The organism is Reyranella sp., assembly GCF_004297265.1.
Taxonomy (GTDB): domain Bacteria; phylum Pseudomonadota; class Alphaproteobacteria; order Reyranellales; family Reyranellaceae; genus Reyranella.
Window position 1 is genome coordinate 98,036 of the sequence record NZ_SCUT01000027.1, and the last position, 17,848, is coordinate 115,883.

Consider the following 17,848-nt stretch of genomic DNA (forward strand, 5'->3'; position numbering starts at 1 on the left):
CACGATGCAGACTGTATACACGTTTATACATTCTTGCTCGGGAGGTTTCAACCGCCGACATGACGTGACTTGCGCTAGGCGTGCAGATGACACGCCACAGCGCGTCCGTCGTCCATCTCTTTGAGCGGCGGATCGACGGCCCTGCAGACGTCCATCGCCTTGGGACAACGCGTGTGGAAGCGGCAGCCGGGAGGCGGGCGCATGGCGCTGGGGATTTCGCCGGCGATGATGTCGGCGCCGCGCGCCGCCTCCAGTTCGGGATCGGCGATCGGCACGGCGGCGAGCAGCGCCTGCGTATAGGGATGCAGCGGGTCCTTGTAGAGCTGCTCGCGCGTGGCGATCTCGGCGACGCGGCCGAGATACATGACGGCGATTCGGTCGCTGATGTGGCGGACCACGCTGAGATCGTGGGCGATGAAGATGTAGGTGAGGCCCAGCCGCTCCTGCAGCTCCATGAACAGGTTCACGACCTGCGCCTGGATCGACACGTCGAGTGCGGAGACGGGCTCGTCGCAAATCAGCAAGGTGGGCTCCAGGGCAAGCGCGCGGGCAATGCCGATGCGCTGGCGCTGGCCGCCGGAGAATTCGTGCGGATAGCGCTCCGCCATGTCGGGCAGCAGGCCGACCATCCGCAGAAGATCGGCGACGCGGGCGCGATACTTGTCCTGGTCGGATGCCAGCCCATGGACGACCAGCGGCTCGCCCACGATGTCGGCCACCTTCATGCGCGGGTTCAGCGAGCCGTAGGGATCCTGATAGACCATCTGCATGCGCCGCCGGATCGGGCGCATGCGCTTGCGGTCGTGGCGCGTGATGTCCTCGCCCTCGAACTCGATCTTCCCCTCGGTCACGTCGAGCATGCGCAGGATGGCGAGGCCAGTGGTGGACTTGCCGCAGCCCGACTCGCCCACCAGGCCCAGCGTCTCGCCGCGCGCCACGCTGAAGCTCACGCCATCGACGGCCTTCACCGTGCCGACCTGCTTGCGCAGGATCGCGCCCGCCGTGATCGGAAAGTGGATCTTCAGGCCCTCTACCTTGAGGACGGTGTCGCTAGGGGCCGAGTCAGGCGGCGAGGCGGTCATGGAAGAAGCACGCTGAGAAATGATGGGGGGCGCTCTCGACCAGCGGCGGCCGTTCGCTGCGGCAGCGATCGGTCGCCTCCTTGCAGCGCGGCGCGAAGGCGCAGCCCGGCGGCAGGGTCGCAAGATCGGGCGGCTGGCCCTCGATCGGCACCAGCGGCCGGTCGGTGTCACCGTCGAGCCGTGGCACCGACGCCATGAGGCCGCGCGTATAGGGATGGCGCGGTGTCTTGTAGAGAAGGCGCGCCGGCGCCGTTTCGACGATGCGGCCGCCATACATCACCACGACCCGGTCGGCATAGCGTGCCACGACGCCGAGATCGTGGGTGATCAGGATCATCGCGGAGTTGGCCTCGCGCGTCAGTTCCTTGAGCAGCGCCAGGATCTGCGCCTGCACCGTGACGTCGAGCGCCGTCGTCGGCTCGTCGGCGATGATGAGCTGCGGCTGGCAGGCCAGCGCCATGGCGATCATGACCCGCTGGCGCATGCCGCCGGAATACTGGTGCGGATAGGACGAGAGCCGGCTGCGCCCGTCGGGGATGCGCACCTTGCCCAGAAGCTCGGCGGCCTTATCCAGCGCCTTGGCCCACACCGTCTTGCGGTGCAGGTTGATCGGCTCGCCGACCTGCATGCCGACCGTCAGAGCCGGATTGAGCGAGCTCATCGGCTCCTGGAAGATCATGGCGATGCGGTCGCCGCGGATCGCGCGGATGCCGGCATCGTCGAGCTTCAGGAGATCCTTGCCCTCGAAGAGGATCTCGCCCTCCTCAATGCGGCCGGGCGGATCGGGGATCAGGCGCAGGATCGAGAGCGCGGTCACGCTCTTGCCCGAGCCCGATTCCCCCACGATCGCCAACGTCTCGCCGGCGGCGACGTCGAACGACACGCCGTCGACCGCCCGCACCGTGCCGCGTTCGGTGCGGAAGCGCGTCGACAGGTTACGGACGCTGAGAAGCGGACTCATGGGAGCGCGCCACTCCAGTGGCGCATCTTCTCATGAGCGCCACTGGAGTGGCGCGCTCCCTTGAGCATCACTTGCCCATCTTCTTCTTGAGATCCTGGTCCACCCACATGCGGGCGTAGATCGGGCCGGGACGGACCGCGCCGGCGCGCAGCTCGCCGTTGTAGCCCTTCACCCACGGCCACCACGCCGTATAGATGTAGGGCGTCGGCAGCCAGATGTAGGGCGTCTTCTCGAGGATCTCCTTCGTGAGTTCCTTGATCATGACCTGGCGCTTGGCCTCGTCCCGCTCGAGGTACATGTCGGCCACCTTCTTGTCGAAGGCCGGGTCCGAATATTGCGACGGGTTCCACACTTCCTTGGTGACGAAGCTCTTGCGGATCGTCGTCGTCGGGTTGGTGTGGCCGTTGTTCATGAAGTAGCCGGGGGCGTTGGTCTTGGTCGTCATCGCCGAGAGGAAGGCCGCATATTCCATCGGCTGGATCTCGAGCTTGACGCCGACCGCCTCGAGATAGGCGGCGACCAGCGGCAGCAGGTCCATGTGGTCGGGGTTGCAGGAGCAGACCTGGACCTTGAAGCTGAAGCCCTTGGGATAGCCCGCCTCGGCCAGCAGCTTCTTCGCCTTGTCGGGGTTGAAGGTGTAGAGCTCCCGCACCGATTCCGGCATCGCCTCCAGCGGCTCGTAGTAACCGAGATAGTCGGGATGCTGCGGATAGGCGAACAGCTCGGCGTTGCCGCCGTAATAGGCCTTCACGATCTCCTGCTTGTTCACCGCCATGTTCAGTGCGCGGCGAACCCGGATGTCGTCGAACGGCTTGGTGTCGACCCTCATCGCCAGGAACTGGCCGCTCATGCCGAGCCAGCGCGACCATTTTAGCTGCGGCGTCGTCTTCTTGAGATCGTCGGCGGCGCTCCAGCGGATGTTCTCCAGCAGGTCGAGCTTGGCCGTCCGCAGCGCCGTCAGGTAGGTCGCCTCGTCCTTGATCGTGCGATAGACGACCTTGTCGAGGAACGGCAACTTGTACTCGACACCGTCGATCTTCTCCTTGTCCCAGTAGATCGGGTTCTTGGAGTAGGTGTTGGAGCTGCCCTGGACGAAGTCGCTCAGGGTGAACGGGCCGGTGCCATTCACGTTCTTCCAGTTGGTGGCGCCGGCGTCGGCCACTTCCTTCGGCGTGATGGTCGAGTAGTAGCCCCAGCCGAAGCGGTAATCCCATTCGGCGTTGAAGTACTTGAAGGTGAAGACCACCGTATACTTGCCGGTCGCCTCGACCTTCTCGACATGGTCGAAGTAGCCCGCGATCTTCTTGGGGCTGTTGGCCAGCCGATTGAAGGCGAAGGCCACGTCCTCGGCGGTCAGTTCGCGCTCCTTCATGACGCCGGGCTTCTCGGGGAACATCACGCCCTTGCGCAGCTCGATCGTGAGCCTGAGCGGATTGTCGCTCCACACCCACTTCTCGGCGAGCTCGCCGCGGATTGCGTCAGAGGGCAGCCAGGCATCGGCATAGAAGGGATACTTGCCGCCGTTGCGCTTGCTCTTGGAGAGGTCGGCGGCGAAGAGCTGCTCGTAGAACTGGCCGGTATCGTGGTTCAGCTTCCAGTTCCAGTCCGCCGGATCGAAGGACAGTGCCGACAAGGTCACGTACACCGTGCCGACTTCCAGCGTGCCGCCGTACTGCGGCTTCTCCGCCTGCGCCTGAGCGGTTCCCGCGAGCGCCAGTCCCAGCGCGCCGGACAGGAGTCCCTTCGCCCACCTCTTCATCTTCATCGTTTCCTCCTCATGTTTCTTTTCTGTCTTGTTGCTTGTCAGCGTGAGCCCCGCATACGCGGATCGAGAAGATCGCGCAGGGCGTCGCCGAACATGTTGGTGGCGTAGACCACGATCGTGAGGCAGAGGCCGGGCGCCAGCGCCAGCCACGGCCCCTGCAGCATGAAGGTGCGCCCGCTGCCCGACAGCAGGCCGCCCCAGGTCGGCGCCGGCGGCGGCACGCCGAGGCCGAGGAAGGACAGGCCCGATTCGGCCAGGATCACCGTGCCGACGCGGGTGGTGAACAGCACGATCACCGGTGCCATGACGTTGGGCAGGATGTGGCGCCAGAGGATGCGGAAGGTCGAGGCGCCGGTCGACTGCGCGGCATGGACATACATGTTCTCGCGCACCGAGACGACGGCGCCGCGGATGATGCGCGAGCCGGCGATACCCAGCAGCAGGCCGAGCGTCACGATGATCTGCGGCATGCCGGGACCGACCACCGACACGACCACGATCAGGATGATGAGATCGGGGAAGCTCATCCAGGCGTCGACGAAGCGCTGCAGCACCAGGTCGAACTTGCCGCCGAGATAGCCCGAGACGATGCCGAGGAAGACCGAGATGACCGTGGCGATGCCGGCGGCGCAGAAGCCGATGATGACCGAGAGCTGGGCACCGTAGAGGCAGCGCGAAAGCATGTCGCGGCCGAGATTGTCCGTGCCGAACGGAAACGCCCAGGACGGCGGCTTCAGCCGGTTGAGCGGTGCGATCTGGTTCATGCCGTAGGGCGCGAGCGCATCGGCAAAGATCCCGCAGAACAGGAACAGCATGAACACGACGGCGCCGGCGGCACCCAGCGGCTTCTCGCGAAAGAGACGGCCAAGAAAGTGCAGTACCGGGCCGCGCTTGCGGCGCGGCGGGACGGCGACGGTGGTTTCCGCGACGGACGCCATCAGCGGTACCTCACCTTGGGATCGAGCAGACCGTAACTGAGATCGACGATCAGGTTGATGACCATCACCGCGACGCCCACGATCAGGAACACGCCGGTGATGACCGGATAGTCGCGCTGGCTGACCGCATCGAGCAGCAGCAGGCCCATGCCGGGAATGACGAAGATCTGTTCCATGATCACCGCGCCGCCGATCAGCAGCGGGGCCTGCAGGCCGATCAGGGTCACCACCGGGATCAGCGCGTTGCGCAGCGCATGGCGCGCCACCACGAGCCTCTCGCCGAGGCCCTTGGCCCAGGCGGTGCGGATGAAGTCCTGGCGCAACACCTCGAGCATCATGGTCCGCGTCAGGCGCATGGTGATGGCAGACAGGGCGCATCCCAGGATGATCGACGGGATGATCATCTGGCTGAGATTGCCCCATGGATCCTTGGCGAAGGGCACGAACTGGATGGGCGGCGACCATCCCCACCAGATCGACGGGAACACCATCACCATGGTGCCCAGCCAGAAGCTCGGCACCGCCAGCATGAGGATGGAGAAGGAACGCGCGACGTAGTCACCGGGCGTGTCCTGGCGGATCGCCGAATAGACGCCGATGGGAATGGCGACCGACAGGCCCACGATCAGCGCCATCAGGCCGAGTTCGAAGGTGACGGGCAGGCGCTGCAGAAGTTGTTCGCTGACCGGCGTGCTCTGCCACAGCGAGCGGCCGAAATCGCCATGGAACAGGATGGCGCCCATCCAGCGGCCGTACTGGACCCACATCGGCTGGTCGAGGCCCAGCGCCTTCTCGAGCTGCTCGCGGCCCATCTTCGAGGCCCCGATGTCGTTCTGGCTCAGCATCAGGTCGATGACGTCGCCCGGGATCATGCGCACCGTCACGAAGACGATGAGACTGGCGAAGAAGAGCGTGGGAATGAGCGCCAGAACGCGGCGCACGATGTAGGCCTGCATCAGCGCTGCCCGCCGGAAACAACCGGCGCGGGCACATCAACCGCGTGCATGGGTGTGAAAAGGCTCACCCTGTCCCCTCCCGCAAAGACGTTTCCTCGGCCGCCCGTTCATGCGGGCGATCCTGTTGCCGACAAGCTGCCGGGATTGCAGGCGGACTGTCAACGAAAACGGGCAACGTAAGCGGGCGACGCTCCGCTGCCCTTTCAGGGACCGTTCAACAGCTTCTTCACGGCGGCGGCGATCAGCTCGGTGGTAAGGGCCGAGGGATGTCCGTCGTGCGGAATCATCAGTTTCGTGGAATCCCTCCCCCAGGTCGTGGCGGACTCGCCCACCATCGGTGCGCCGAGCTTGCGCAGGCGCACAAGCGTGTCGACGAGCATCGGCTGGGCAATCTTCGAATCCCCATAGCGGTGCTTCGTCTGCTCGTCGGGCCAGGAATAGACGATGACGAGCGGAGCCCCGAACTTCTCGCGAGCATAGACCTGCAGCTTCGCCATCATGGCGAGGAAAAGCTCGATCTGTTCTTCCTGACGCTGCCGCTGGCCGATCGCCTCGATGAAAGCGAACTGCTCGCCGAACAGGTAATGGAGACCGGCGAGCGGATCGCGCCAGCGATGTTCGTTGAACGAGCCGGTGTAGCGCAGCACGCCCTCGTCCAGGACGAAGCGCGGCGAGGAGCCGAGCCACGAGCCGTCGCCGGTCACGCGCTGGAGATGAGCCGGGATGATCCAGGTCACCACGGCCTTCACGTTCTTGTCCTTGTAGCGATCGTAAAGGCCCGCCTCGAAAGCACGGACGAGATGATTGGGCCCGTAGCCGGGAACGCCGAGATTGATGCTGCGAGCCTGTGGCGCGTTCTGTTTCGCGAATTGCGACGGCATCGTCTCGTCGTCGGGCAAACCCTGCCCGAAGATGAAAGAGTCGCCGATGAAGAGATAGGTCTCCACCGCCGCCGGCGCCGGTGGTGTCACGCGGGCCGTCTCGGCATCGAAATGATAGATCTGACGATAGACGGTTTCGGCGCCCCAGGTGGCGGTGGCGATGACTTCGCTGTCGGGCGCGGGCCGGAAACCCAGGATCGGATCGGGCGGCGGCCACCATTTCGGGATCGTCCGCGTCACGACTCCCATGTTCACGGCCTTGGGCGACAGGAAGCCTGCAAAAACATCGAGCGCCACAAGACTGAGGGCCAGCGCCGTGGCGAGCAGAGCGCCCGAGCGCCAGCGATTGCCCCGCAGGGTGACGACACCCACGACGCCGAGCAGGGCGGCGGCGACGCAGGCCCACAGAGCCGACCGCAGGACGAGCCCGACCGCCAGGATCACGAGCAGGAAGGCGCCCACCAGCCAGAAATTGCGAAACCTGCCGGCCATTGACCTGAAAGCCTTCTCCCCGGATAGGCTGGGTGTAGGCGTTCGAAAGGAAAAACTCAATGAGCGGACCATTGCCCCTGCAGGGCCTGCGGGTCCTCGACCTGGCCAGCTTCATCGCCGCCCCCGTCGCCACGACGGTGATGGGAGACTACGGCGCCGAGGTCATCAAGATCGAACCGCCCGGCGAGGGCGATCCGCAGCGCAAGCTCGGCCAGGCCCATTCTATCCCGCAGCATCCGGTCAACTTCTGCTGGCACATGACCAACCGCAACAAGCGCTCGGTGGTGCTCGACCTCAAGAACCCGCTGGGTCGCGAGGCGTTCGACAAGCTCGTCGCGACGGCCGACGTGATGGTGGTGAACTTCCCGCTCAGGGTCCGCGAGCGGCTACGCATGCGTTACGCCGACGTGAAGCCCGCCAACCCGCGCCTGATCTACGCCTCCATGACCGGCTACGGCGAGCAGGGTCCGGACGCCGAGCAGCCGGGCTTCGACTCGACGGCCTTCTTCGCCCGCTCCGGCCTGCTCGACGCCTTGACCTACGAGGGCGGGCCGCCGGCCTTCTCGCTGCCAGCCCAGGGCGACCAGATGGCCGGCATGAACCTGTTCGCCGCCATCGCCATGGCGCTGCTCCATCGCGAGCGCACGGGCGAAGGCAGCGAGGTCGGCACGTCGCTGCATGCGAGCGGCCTGTGGTCGAACGCCATCCTGGCCCAGGGCGCGCTGCTGGGCTCGTTCGTGGCGCCGCGCCCGCCGCGCACCAAGCCGCGCAGCGCGCTGGCCAACCAGTACCGCACCTCCGACGGCCGCTGGATCCAGCTCACGATCGTGCGCGAGGACAAGCTCTGGCCCGAACTCTGCCAGGCGCTCGAACGCACCGACCTGATGGACGATCCGCGCTTCGAGACGACCGAAAAACGGCGCGCCCACGCCACCGACCTGGCGGCGATCCTCGATCCCGTCTTCGCGGGCCGCCCCTGGCCGGAATGGAAGGAGCGCCTGCGCCGGCACGAGATCACCTTCGGCCTGCTCGGCATCCTGCGCGACGTACCCGACGACGAGCAGGCCGTGGCCAACGGCGCGGTCGTGCCGACCCGCCAGGACGACATGCCGCGTTCGATCTCCGCCCCGATCCGCCTGTCGTTCGCGCCCGAGCCTGCGATACCCGGTGCAGGCCCGGACCACGGCGCCCACACCGACGAGGTGCTGCGCGAACTGGGCTACGGCGACGCCGAACTCGACAAGCTGAGAGCGGCGGGCGCTTTCGGCTAAGGCGAGCACAACGGTCACGACTCCGGGATCGTGCGGTCGATCTGCCAGGTGGCGCCGGAGACGGTGGGATCGAGGCTGAGGCGGCCCACGATCTGCTCCAGCGCCGCGTCGTTGCGCTTGGCGGCGACGGCCTGCGCCGTCACCGTGACCTTGGACGTGCCGGCGATGTCTTCGCTGTCGAGTCGTCGCAGGCCGAGACCCGCCTGGGCTAGTGCGTTCAGCAGCAGCGAGCGCATCTGCGCCTCCTCGGCGCCACGACAGACCACTTCGACGGTGTAATGCGTTTCGGCGTTGCTGCTGGTCACGAGGCGACTGTTCACGCGCCGGATCAGGGGCCGCAGGATGAGGTTGGTGGCGATCACCATGCCGGCCGCCAGCAGCGCCGGACCGCCATGGCCCGCCCCCGCCATCGTGCCCACCATGGCCGAGCACCACAGCGTCGCCGCCGTGTTGAGACCGTGCACGTTCACGCCCTCGCGCAGGATGACGCCCGCACCCAGGAAGCCGATGCCGGTCACGACCTGTGCGGCCACGCGTGTCGGATCGCCGGCGCCCACCAGCCCCGAGAAGGTGACGAAGCCCGCGGCACCCAGCGCGACCAGAGCGTTGGTGCGCAGGCCCGCCATCTTCTGGTTCCACTGGCGCTCGAAGCCGATGGCTGAGCCCAGCAGCAGCGCCACGCCGAGACGCAGGGCGGTCTCGCCGAGTTCCAGCAGGTCGAAATGCATCGCTCGTCCTTCTCGCGCGGCGTCAGCCCGGATTGTCGAGGCTGAAGATCCCGCTCACTTCGTCATAGGCAAAGATCTCGCCGAAGCGCGCCCATGAGGTCGCCGTCCGCATCGTCTGTTCGGCGAAGCTGGCGGACATGTGGTCCTCGAGCTCGTCGCGGAAGCGGCTCGCCGGCGCACGATGCGTGGGACGCTCGTCGAGAACGCGGCGGACATGGGCCGCCAGCGGAACGTAGTTCAGGAGATGCTGGCCGAAGAGTTTCTTGCGAGCATCGGGCTCGAAGCCGACGAACAGCCGTCCCGGTTCGGTAAGCTTGATGTCGCCCTCCCCCAGCTCGGCAAAGCGCAGGAGCTGCAGGACCTCGGCGACCGGAAACAGGTCGTCGACCTCCATGTGCAGATCCCCGGCGAGTTCAGGGAGACCGGCATGCCCATCATGCGGTGCGGCGGCCACCGCCTCCATCAGGCCTGCGATCATGTTGGGGGACACGCGCGGCAGCAGCATGGCGATGCCGGTGCCGAAGAAGTGGCCCTGGCTCGCCTTGCCCTCGGGCCGCGCCGTCATCGTGGCATAGAGGCTCTCGACGAGCGCCCGGAAGGCAGGGTCGAGCCGGTTGCGCGGATGCGGCAGGTCGATCTTGATCTCGGCCGCGACGCGGCCGGGATTGGACGCGAAGACCAGCACACGGTCCGACAGCAGCACCGCCTCCTCGATATTGTGCGTTACGACGGCGATCGCGGAGATCGGCAGGCGGCCCTCGATCCACAAGTCCAGGAGGTCGGTGCGCAGCGTCTCCGCGGTCAGCACGTCGAGGGCCGAGAAAGCCTCGTCCATCAGCAGCACGGTGGGCTGGACCACGATCGCCCGCGCGATGCCGACCCTCTGGCGCATGCCGCCCGACAGTTCCTTCGGATAGGCGCTCTCGTAGCCGTCGAGGCCGATCAGGTCGATGGCGGCAAGCGCGCGGCGGTGGCGCTCGGCCGGGCCGACGCCCTGCGCCTCGAGGCCGATCTCGACGTTCTGCAGTACGGTGAGCCAGGGGAAGAGCGCGAAGGACTGAAACACCATCGCGACCTCGGGCGACGGCCCGACCACGCCCTTGCCCGCGATCCTCACCTCGCCACCGGTCGCCGGCATCAGCCCGGCGAGGATGCGCAGCAAGGTCGTCTTCCCGCAGCCTGAGCGGCCGAGGAACGAGACGATCTCGTTCTTGCCCAGCGTCAGGCAGACATCGTCGAGGACCAGCAGATCCTCGCCGCTCCCCTTGGGATAGACCTTGCGCAGGTGGTCGACGCTGACCAGCGTGCGGTCGGCCACGGAAATCATCGTGTCCATTCGGTCTCTCCTACTCGAGCCTGAAGCGGTTCTCGGCGAGGCGGTACAGCGGCCGCCAGAGGATGCGGTTGCACGCCGTCACCATCGTCGCCATGACCACGATGCCCAGCACGACGCGCGGAAAGTCGCCGGCGGTCGTGGCGTCGGCGATATAGGCGCCGAGGCCCTCGGCGCGCAGGTGGGTGTCACCCCAGCTCACCACCTCGGCGACGATGCTGGCGTTCCACGACCCGCCGGCCGCCGTCAGCGCGCCGGTCACGTAGTAGGGGAGAATCGCCGGAATGCCGACCTTGCGCCACCACGACCAGGAGCGGATGCGAAAGAGCGCCGCGGCGTCGCGCAGGTCGGTCGGGATCGCGCTCGCGCCCGCAATGACGTTGAACAGGATGTACCATTGGGTACCCAGGATCATGAGCGGGCTCAGCCAGATGTTCGGATCGAGCCGCAGGCTCACGATCGCCACCACGGCGACCGGAAACACGACGTTCGCCGGGAAGGCCGCCAGGAACTGCGCGACCGGCTGCAGGCTCGTCGCGAGACGCGGGCGCAGCCCGATCCACACGCCGATCGGAACCCAGATGAGGCTGGCGAGGGCGATCAGCACCAGCACCCGGATCAGCGTCAGAACCCCGTCGAACAGGGCAATGCGCAGGTCGGCCACGCCCAGGGTCGTGCGGGTATACAGCACGATGTGCCACAGGGCATAGCCTGCCAGCACCAGCAGCACCGCGATCCAGATCCTCTCGCCGGTGCGCGACGGGGTCCCGAACTTCGGCCTGACCGGCGGGCTGGTGAGCGGCGTCGGCAGCAGCGAGATGCGGTCCGCCACCGAGCCGGCGGCGCGGATGACATGGGGGCGCACGCGGCTGCGGCGCCAGAAATCGTAGAGCCATGAATGCGGCTGCGAATCGGCCGCCTGTTGCTCGAACCGGAACTTGTCGGCCCAGGCGACGATGGGGCGGAAGACAAGCTGGTCATAGGCCAGGATGACGGCGGCCATCATGGCAATGGCCAGCAGCACCGCCTGGAGGTCGCGCGCCTGGATCGCCAGCGCCAGCCACGAGCCGATGCCCGGCAGCATCACCGTGGTGTCGCCGACCGTGATCGCCTCGGAGGCGACGACGAAGAACCAGCCACCCGACATCGACATCATCGTGTTCCAGATGAGGCCGGGCGCGGCGAACGGCACGTCGAGCCGCCAGAAGCGCAGCCACGGCGAAAACCGGTAGTGCCGCGCCACCTCGTCGAGGTCGCGCGGCACCGTGCGCAGCGACTGGTAGAAGCTGAAGGCCATGTTCCAGGCCTGGGCGGTGAAGATGGCGAAGATCGCCGCACACTCCGCGCCCAGCACGCTGCCGGGGAAGAGCCGCAGGAAGAACGTCACGGTGAAGGTGAGGAAGCCCAGCACCGGTACCGACTGCAGGATGTCGAGCGCCGGTATGATGACCAGCTCGGCCTTGCGGCTGCGCGCCGCCAGGGTCGCCACCACGAAGGTGAAGACGAGCGAGCAGATGATCGCGGCGAACATGCGCAGGGTCGTCCGCAACGCATATTCCGGGAGGCGCGCGACATCGAGCGTGACGGGCTCGGTCGAGAGCCGGATGGCCGGCGCGTTCATCTCGCGGAAGCCGTGGGCCACCAGCACGAAGACGCCGACGACCAGCAGGAAGATGACCGCATCGTAGAGATTGGGCCGGAAGGCGCCACCTCCGACGCCGAGCGGCTTGATGACCTGGCGACCCTGGTCAGGTTTGGATGCGAGCATCTGCATGTTCCCGAAAAACCTCGGAGGTACGGCGCCCCCGCCCTACCCGTCGGGGTCGTTCTAAGACGGTAGGCTTTCGGTTTCGTGAATGCGAGTCAGCGGGTCAGTAGATCGAGGGCTCCGCGACGGGCTTGCCGAACCCGGTTTCGAGGAAGTCGAAATCGCAGCCCTCGTTGGCCTGCTTGATGTGCCTGGTGAACATCCAGCCATAGCCGCGCTCGTAGCGCGGTTCGGGTCGCTTCCACGACGCCTTGCGCTTCGCCAGCTCCTCGTCGGAGACATTCATGTCGATCGTGCGCTTGTCGACATCGAGCGAGATCATGTCGCCGGTCTTCACCAGGGCGAGCGGCCCGCCGATATGGGATTCCGGCGAGACGTGCAGGATGCAGGCGCCGTAGCTGGTGCCGCTCATGCGGCTGTCGGAGATCCGCACCATGTCGCGCACGCCCTGCTTCACCAGCTTGGTCGGGATCGGCAGCATCCCCCATTCCGGCATGCCCGGCCCGCCCTGCGGCCCGGCGTTGCGCAGGATCAGCACCGTGTCCTCGGTGACGTCGAGATCCTCGCGGTCGATCGCCGCCTTCATCGAGGGATAATCGTCGAACACCAGGGCCGGGCCGGTGTGCTTCAGGAACTTCGGTGCACAGGCGCTCGGCTTGATGACGCAGCCGTCGGGCGCGAGGTTGCCCTTGAGCACGGCCAGCGCGCCTTCCTTGTAGATCGGATTGGCGACGGAACGGATCACGTCGTCGTTGTAGATCTCCGCGCCCTTCACGTTCTCGCCGAGGGTCCGGCCGGTGACAGTCAGCGCGTCGAGATGCAGGTGGTCGCGGATCTGTTCGATCAGGCCCGGCAGGCCGCCGGCATAGAAGAAATCTTCCATCAGGTATTTGTCGCCGCTAGGCCGGATGTTGGCGATCACCGGCACCTTGCGGCTGGCGCGCTCGAAATCGTCGAGGCCGATCTTCTGGCCGGCGCGCCGCGCCAGCGCGATCAGGTGGATGATGGCATTGGTCGAGCAGCCCATCGCCATCGCCACGGTGATGGCGTTGAGGAACGCCTCGTGCGTCAGGATCTTGTTGGGGGTCATGTCCTCCCAGACCATGCCGACGATGCGACGGCCGCATTCCGAGGCCATGCGGATGTGGTTGGCGTCGGCGGCTGGGATCGACGAGGCGCCGGGCAGCGACATGCCGAGCGTCTCGGCCATCGCCATCATCGTGGCGGCCGTTCCCATGGTCATGCAGGTGCCGTAGGAGCGTGCGATGCCGGCCTCGACATCGACCCAGTCGGAGTCGGAGATCTTGCCGGCGCGGCGCTCGTCCCAGTACTTCCAGGCGTCGGAGCCCGAGCCCAGCACCTTTCCCTTCCAGTTGCCGCGCAGCATCGGCCCCGCCGGCAGGTAGATCGTGGGCAATCCCATGCTGATCGCGCCCAGCAGCAAGGCCGGCGTGGTTTTGTCGCAACCGCCCATCAGGACGACGCCGTCGACTGGATGCCCGCGCAGCAGTTCTTCCGCGTCCATGGCGAGCAGGTTGCGGTAGAGCATGGTCGTGGGCTTCAGCAGGCTCTCCGACAGCGACAGCGCCGGCAGTTCCATGGGAAAGCCGCCGGCCTGCAGGATGCCGCGCTTCACGTCGTCGACGCGCGTCTTGAAATGCATATGGCAGGGCTGGGCGTCCGACCAGGTGTTGAGGATGGCGATCACCGGCTTGCCGGCCCATTCCTCGGGCGCGTAGCCCATCTGCATCGCCCGCGAGCGATGGCCGAAGGCGCGCAGGTCGTCGGGCGCGAACCAGCGCGCGCTGCGCAGCTGGTCGGGAGTCTTGTTCCTGGGCTTGCTGTCCGGCATGGCTTTTTTCCTCCGCGCCGGACGCGACCACATTCAAGGGATCGCGGTCAAGCCGCCACGCCGCACGGTGGGATCCGCTTGCTCATATAGACCGTGACGCCGAGCGCCGAGGTCTCCTCGCGGTCGATGCGGTACCCGAAGACGAGATAGAGCCGGACGTTCGCCTCGAACATCTTGTTTGTGTAGAGGCGCACCTCGGCGTAGCCCAGCTCCCGCGCCACCTGTTCGGCATGAGTCAGCAGATGCCGGCCGAGGCCGCGTCCCTGAAAGGTCGGCGCGACCGCGACGTTCTCGATCACCAGATGGTCCCCCTTGTCGATCGTCTCGATGAGGGCGGCGAGGCCGCCGTCGAGAAAGGCGAGATCGACGCGGTGCTGGCGCACCGCCTCGTCATAGTCGGCGCGCATCGGCAGCGGCTCGCGGCCGATCACGGGCACCCACTTGGCATAGGCTTCGCGCGTGAGCGTGCGCACGGCGGCGGCATCGTCCGCCACCGCGCGCCGCAGCGCCGGCGTCTCGTCCATGGCGAAGGTCTCAGCCGACGGTGAGGCCCGTCGTCTCGTCGACGCCGGTCTTGAGGTTAATGCACTGCACCGCCGCGCCCGACGCGCCCTTGCCGAGATTGTCGAGCGAGGCCACGGCCAGCACGTTGCCGTCGGCATCGTTGCCGTAGACCGCGAGCTCCATCGTGTTGGTGTCGATCAGCCGGTCGGCCCGCAGGAACCGGTCGCGCTCCAGCCACGCCCGGTCGGCAAGCGGCCGCACCGGCACGAAGGTCTCGCCGGCGTAGTAGTCGCTCAGCACCTGGTGCACGTCCCTGGCCGTCACCTGCTTCGTGGTGATGTCGCGCGTGATCGGCACGGTGACCAGCATGCCCTGGGCATAGTGGCCGACCGACGGCACGAAGAGCGGCGCGTGGCTGAGGCCGGAATACTTCTTCATCTCCGGCACGTGCTTGTGCGTGAGCTCGAGCCCGTAGAGGCCGAACGGCTCGACGCCGGGCTGCTCATGCACCGCGATCAGCTCCTTGCCGCCGCCGGTATAGCCCGACACGCCGAAAACGGCGGGCGTCGAGTCGGCGCGCACGATCCCGGCATCGACCAGCGGCCGCAGCAGGGCGATCGCGCCGGTCGGGTAGCAGCCCGGATTGCTGATCCGGTTCGAGTCGAGCAGCTTCTGGCGCTGGTCCTTGGCCAGCTCCGGAAAGCCGTAGGTCCAGCCGTCGGCCACGCGATGCGCCGTCGAGGCGTCGATCACGACCGTGTCGGAGTCACCGATGGCGGCCACCAGCTCCTTGGCCGCCGCGTCGGGCAGGCAGAGCACGGTGATGTCGGACGCCTTGGCGATCTCGGCACGCTTGCCCAGGTCCTTACGGTCAGCCATCGGCAGTTCGAGCAGTTCGATGTCGGGCCGGTCCTTGAGCCGGTCGAGGATCTGCAGCCCGGTCGTGCCGTGCTGGCCGTCGATGAAAATCTTCGTCTTGTTGCTGGTCATGGTCTTCTCTCTCGATGCTGGGCCTTGAGGGAAATGGCCGACTGGAGAAGGAAGGATGGAAGCCGCTTCGTCTTTCCAGCGGCTTCACGATACGGCGCGTTTGTTACTGTTGCGCGCGCGCGTTCTTCTACCGCTTTTGCGAGCGGCGACGTCGCGACCGGAGGAGGGCGAGCGAAATCATTTCGGGGCCGATATTTCATCGGGGGACCCCGATGTCAAGATGCCGCCGACCGGCTAGGTTCAATCATTCCCTGTCTGGAGACAAGCCATGAGCCAGTCCGCCCATCCCGCCCCTCATCCGGACGGCCTCTCCATGCTGGAGAAGCGCCGCATCGAGGCCGAGATACTGAAGGAGGTCTACGAGACCCTGAAGGCCAGCCATGGCGTCGAGGTCGCGAAGAAGACGATCGAGGAATCGGTGCGCCGCTCCGCCATCGAGCAGGCCCGCCAGTTCGCCGCCTCGGTGCCCGGCGGCACGTCGCTCAAGTCGTTCCAGGACATCCAGCATCTCTGGACCGCGGGCGGGTCGCTGGAGATCGACGTCAAGGAACAGACCGCCGACACTTTCAGCTTCAACGTCGTGCGCTGCCGGTACGCCGAGACCTACAAGGCGATGGGCCTGGGCGAGATCGGCGCCCTCCTTTCCTGCAACCGCGACGGCGCCTTCTGCGAGGGCTACGACCCCCGGCTCAAGCTCGAACGCACGCAGACGATCATGCAGGGCGCCAGCCACTGCAACTTCAAATACACGTATCAGGGCTGATCGGACTCTTCCTCCTCTCCCCCGTTAGGGGGAGAGGCTGGGTGAGGGGGTTACGCACCACCTCGACTCGCCCCCTCACCTAACCTCTCCCCCTAGCGGGGGAGAGGAACATGAAGAAGAGTCAGTTCAGGAACTCCGCCACCACGATGTGGCCGTCCCTGGCGGGCCAGGTGCGCGTCGGGATGGTCTCGTTGTTGAACACGGCCATCACCGTCCGTGGCGGCACGGCATCGAAGGCCAGCCGTCCCATGGACACGCCGGGCACGCCGTCGTTGATGCCGGGCGGCACCTTGCCGTCGAGCGAGAACTTGTCGCGACCGATGCCGAAATAGCCGCGCGGCCGACTCATGATCGTGACCGCGCCGGCGCCCTCGTCGGCCTTGGCGAAGGGCTGCGGCCTGAGATGCACGACGTCGCTCGAGCGCAGGAACGGCGAGCGGTAGGTGTGCGTCGTCGGCAATCCCTGGATACGGAGCACGAACTCGTAGTGGGCGTCGGCGCGGCCGACGAAGGGTCCCCATACGCCGTCCTCGCCGGTGGTCTTTCGCAGCAGCGCCACAGCGCTCTTGCGTTCGCCGGTCCGGGCGTCGACCTCGAAGATCTCGACCTCGGCGCCGGCGACGGGGATGTTGGTGTAGACGCCTTCGCTGAGGCCGGTCACCTTGCCGTTCAGGATCGGCAGCGGCTCCTGGGCGATGAACATGCTGCCCGGCGGCTTGCCGGTGATGTGCTCGAACATCGCGGCGAAGGCCAGCTTGTGGAACGCGACTTCGCGATGGTCGAGGCCTTCCAGCACCACGTTTCGCGCGCCCCGCAGCTCCGACGCATCGTAGCTGACGCCGGTCGGTTTACCGGGCGCGCCGATGAACCGGCCGTCGGGCTGCGAATACTTGTCGTTCCTGTCCGAGCGGATGGCCATCATCTCGACACCGGGGATCAGGTCGTCGGGCCCCTCGTTGAGGCCCTTGAGGAACGGGAAGGCGCCGTTGAACTCGCTGCCGACCAGCAACTGGTCGGAGATCACGATGCCCTTGTTGGGCGTGCCGCAGAGCACGGCATGGCTCACCATGTCGGCGCCGCCGCCGTTCTTCAGCAGGGAGCGGATGGCATTGCCGCCGCGCGAGGAGCCGACCAGGGCGACCTTGCGGCGGCGCGTGGCCTTCAGGACCTGCACCACGAAGGACGTCAGCTCCTTCATCTGGTCCTCGGCCGAGGACCGCAACGGCTGCGGCTTGGAATCGTCGCTTCGGGCGCTGGGATAGATGAAGTCGATGGCGAAGAGCTGGTTGCGCTTGTAGCCGTTGGCCTCGAAGCGCCACAGGTTGTTGATCCAGAGTGCGCTCGAATCGCCGTTGCCGTGCACGAACACGACCGGCGGCGGCCCGGTTTCGGGCTGCTGGCGCCGCGGTCCCGGCTGGCTTTTGGCGATCCCGGGCAGGGCAAGCGTCGTGCACAGCACGGCACCGCCACCGAGCAGCGCGCGGCGGGTCGGGCCATTCTTCGAGGACCTCCGGCCCTTGCTCATCACTCCCCCAGACATTTCCCCCATGTTGGCAAATGCCGC

Annotated in this window: 15 protein-coding genes; 2 read left to right on the forward strand and 13 right to left on the reverse strand. The window is 66.6% G+C overall.

All coding sequences use genetic code 11. The annotated features are described in order from the left end of the window. Positions 1-74: 74 nt before the first annotated feature. From EPO41_RS12700 to EPO41_RS12725, 6 genes are all read right to left on the reverse strand, one after another. Entirely contained in the window at positions 75-1,082 is a 1,008-nt protein-coding gene (locus EPO41_RS12700) for an ABC transporter ATP-binding protein (RefSeq protein ID WP_296325552.1), read from the reverse strand. Further along, a complete protein-coding gene (locus tag EPO41_RS12705) occupies positions 1,063-2,043 on the reverse strand; it encodes an ABC transporter ATP-binding protein (protein ID WP_296325555.1) in 981 nt (326 codons plus the stop codon). The genes EPO41_RS12700 and EPO41_RS12705 overlap by 20 nt, the downstream gene beginning before the upstream one ends. A 67-nt stretch (positions 2,044-2,110) precedes the next feature. Next, complete coding sequence (locus EPO41_RS12710; RefSeq protein WP_296325558.1) at positions 2,111-3,808, reverse strand: ABC transporter substrate-binding protein; 1,698 nt, start codon at positions 3,806-3,808, stop codon at positions 2,111-2,113. Between the two features lie 38 nt (positions 3,809-3,846). Then, positions 3,847-4,746: an ABC transporter permease gene (locus EPO41_RS12715; protein WP_296325561.1), complete on the reverse strand. Its 900-nt coding sequence runs from the start codon at positions 4,744-4,746 to the stop codon at positions 3,847-3,849. Continuing rightward, positions 4,746-5,702: an ABC transporter permease gene (locus EPO41_RS12720; protein WP_296325564.1), complete on the reverse strand. Its 957-nt coding sequence runs from the start codon at positions 5,700-5,702 to the stop codon at positions 4,746-4,748. Before EPO41_RS12720 ends, EPO41_RS12715 begins: the two co-directional genes overlap by 1 nt. A 203-nt stretch (positions 5,703-5,905) precedes the next feature. Then, positions 5,906-7,075, reverse strand: a complete 1,170-nt coding sequence (locus EPO41_RS12725) for a hypothetical protein (protein ID WP_296325567.1) — start codon at positions 7,073-7,075, stop codon at positions 5,906-5,908. 59 nt (positions 7,076-7,134) lie between these two features. Between EPO41_RS12725 and EPO41_RS12730 the strand changes: the two genes are divergently transcribed. Continuing rightward, the gene (locus EPO41_RS12730; RefSeq protein ID WP_296325569.1) at positions 7,135-8,346 is read left to right on the forward strand and encodes a CoA transferase; all 1,212 of its coding nucleotides are present in this window, start codon (positions 7,135-7,137) and stop codon (positions 8,344-8,346) included. Between the two features lie 14 nt (positions 8,347-8,360). Here EPO41_RS12730 and EPO41_RS12735 read toward each other — a convergent pair whose 3' ends face one another. The 6 genes from EPO41_RS12735 to argC form a co-directional block, all read right to left on the reverse strand. Beyond that, positions 8,361-9,074, reverse strand: a complete 714-nt coding sequence (locus EPO41_RS12735) for an MgtC/SapB family protein (protein WP_296325573.1) — start codon at positions 9,072-9,074, stop codon at positions 8,361-8,363. Between the two features lie 22 nt (positions 9,075-9,096). Beyond that, positions 9,097-10,410 carry a nitrate/sulfonate/bicarbonate ABC transporter ATP-binding protein gene (locus tag EPO41_RS12740; RefSeq protein WP_296325575.1) on the reverse strand — a complete coding sequence of 438 codons (1,314 nt, stop codon included), beginning with the start codon at positions 10,408-10,410 and terminating at the stop codon, positions 9,097-9,099. Positions 10,411-10,420: 10 nt separating this feature from the next. After that, a complete protein-coding gene (locus tag EPO41_RS12745) occupies positions 10,421-12,175 on the reverse strand; it encodes an ABC transporter permease subunit (protein WP_296325577.1) in 1,755 nt (584 codons plus the stop codon). A gap of 103 nt (positions 12,176-12,278) precedes the next feature. After that, positions 12,279-14,027 carry an L-arabinonate dehydratase gene (araD, locus tag EPO41_RS12750; protein ID WP_296325579.1) on the reverse strand — a complete coding sequence of 583 codons (1,749 nt, stop codon included), beginning with the start codon at positions 14,025-14,027 and terminating at the stop codon, positions 12,279-12,281. A gap of 47 nt (positions 14,028-14,074) precedes the next feature. Beyond that, positions 14,075-14,551, reverse strand: a complete 477-nt coding sequence (locus EPO41_RS12755) for a GNAT family N-acetyltransferase (RefSeq protein ID WP_296325581.1) — start codon at positions 14,549-14,551, stop codon at positions 14,075-14,077. Between the two features lie 10 nt (positions 14,552-14,561). Further along, positions 14,562-15,521 carry an N-acetyl-gamma-glutamyl-phosphate reductase gene (gene argC, locus EPO41_RS12760; RefSeq protein ID WP_296325583.1) on the reverse strand — a complete coding sequence of 320 codons (960 nt, stop codon included), beginning with the start codon at positions 15,519-15,521 and terminating at the stop codon, positions 14,562-14,564. A gap of 268 nt (positions 15,522-15,789) precedes the next feature. Between argC and EPO41_RS12765 the strand changes: the two genes are divergently transcribed. Beyond that, positions 15,790-16,284 carry an L-2-amino-thiazoline-4-carboxylic acid hydrolase gene (locus EPO41_RS12765; protein WP_296325585.1) on the forward strand — a complete coding sequence of 165 codons (495 nt, stop codon included), beginning with the start codon at positions 15,790-15,792 and terminating at the stop codon, positions 16,282-16,284. A gap of 121 nt (positions 16,285-16,405) precedes the next feature. Here the strand turns inward: EPO41_RS12765 and EPO41_RS12770 are convergent, their stop codons facing one another. Further along, a complete protein-coding gene (locus tag EPO41_RS12770) occupies positions 16,406-17,809 on the reverse strand; it encodes an alpha/beta fold hydrolase (RefSeq protein ID WP_296325588.1) in 1,404 nt (467 codons plus the stop codon). Positions 17,810-17,848: the final 39 nt, after the last annotated feature.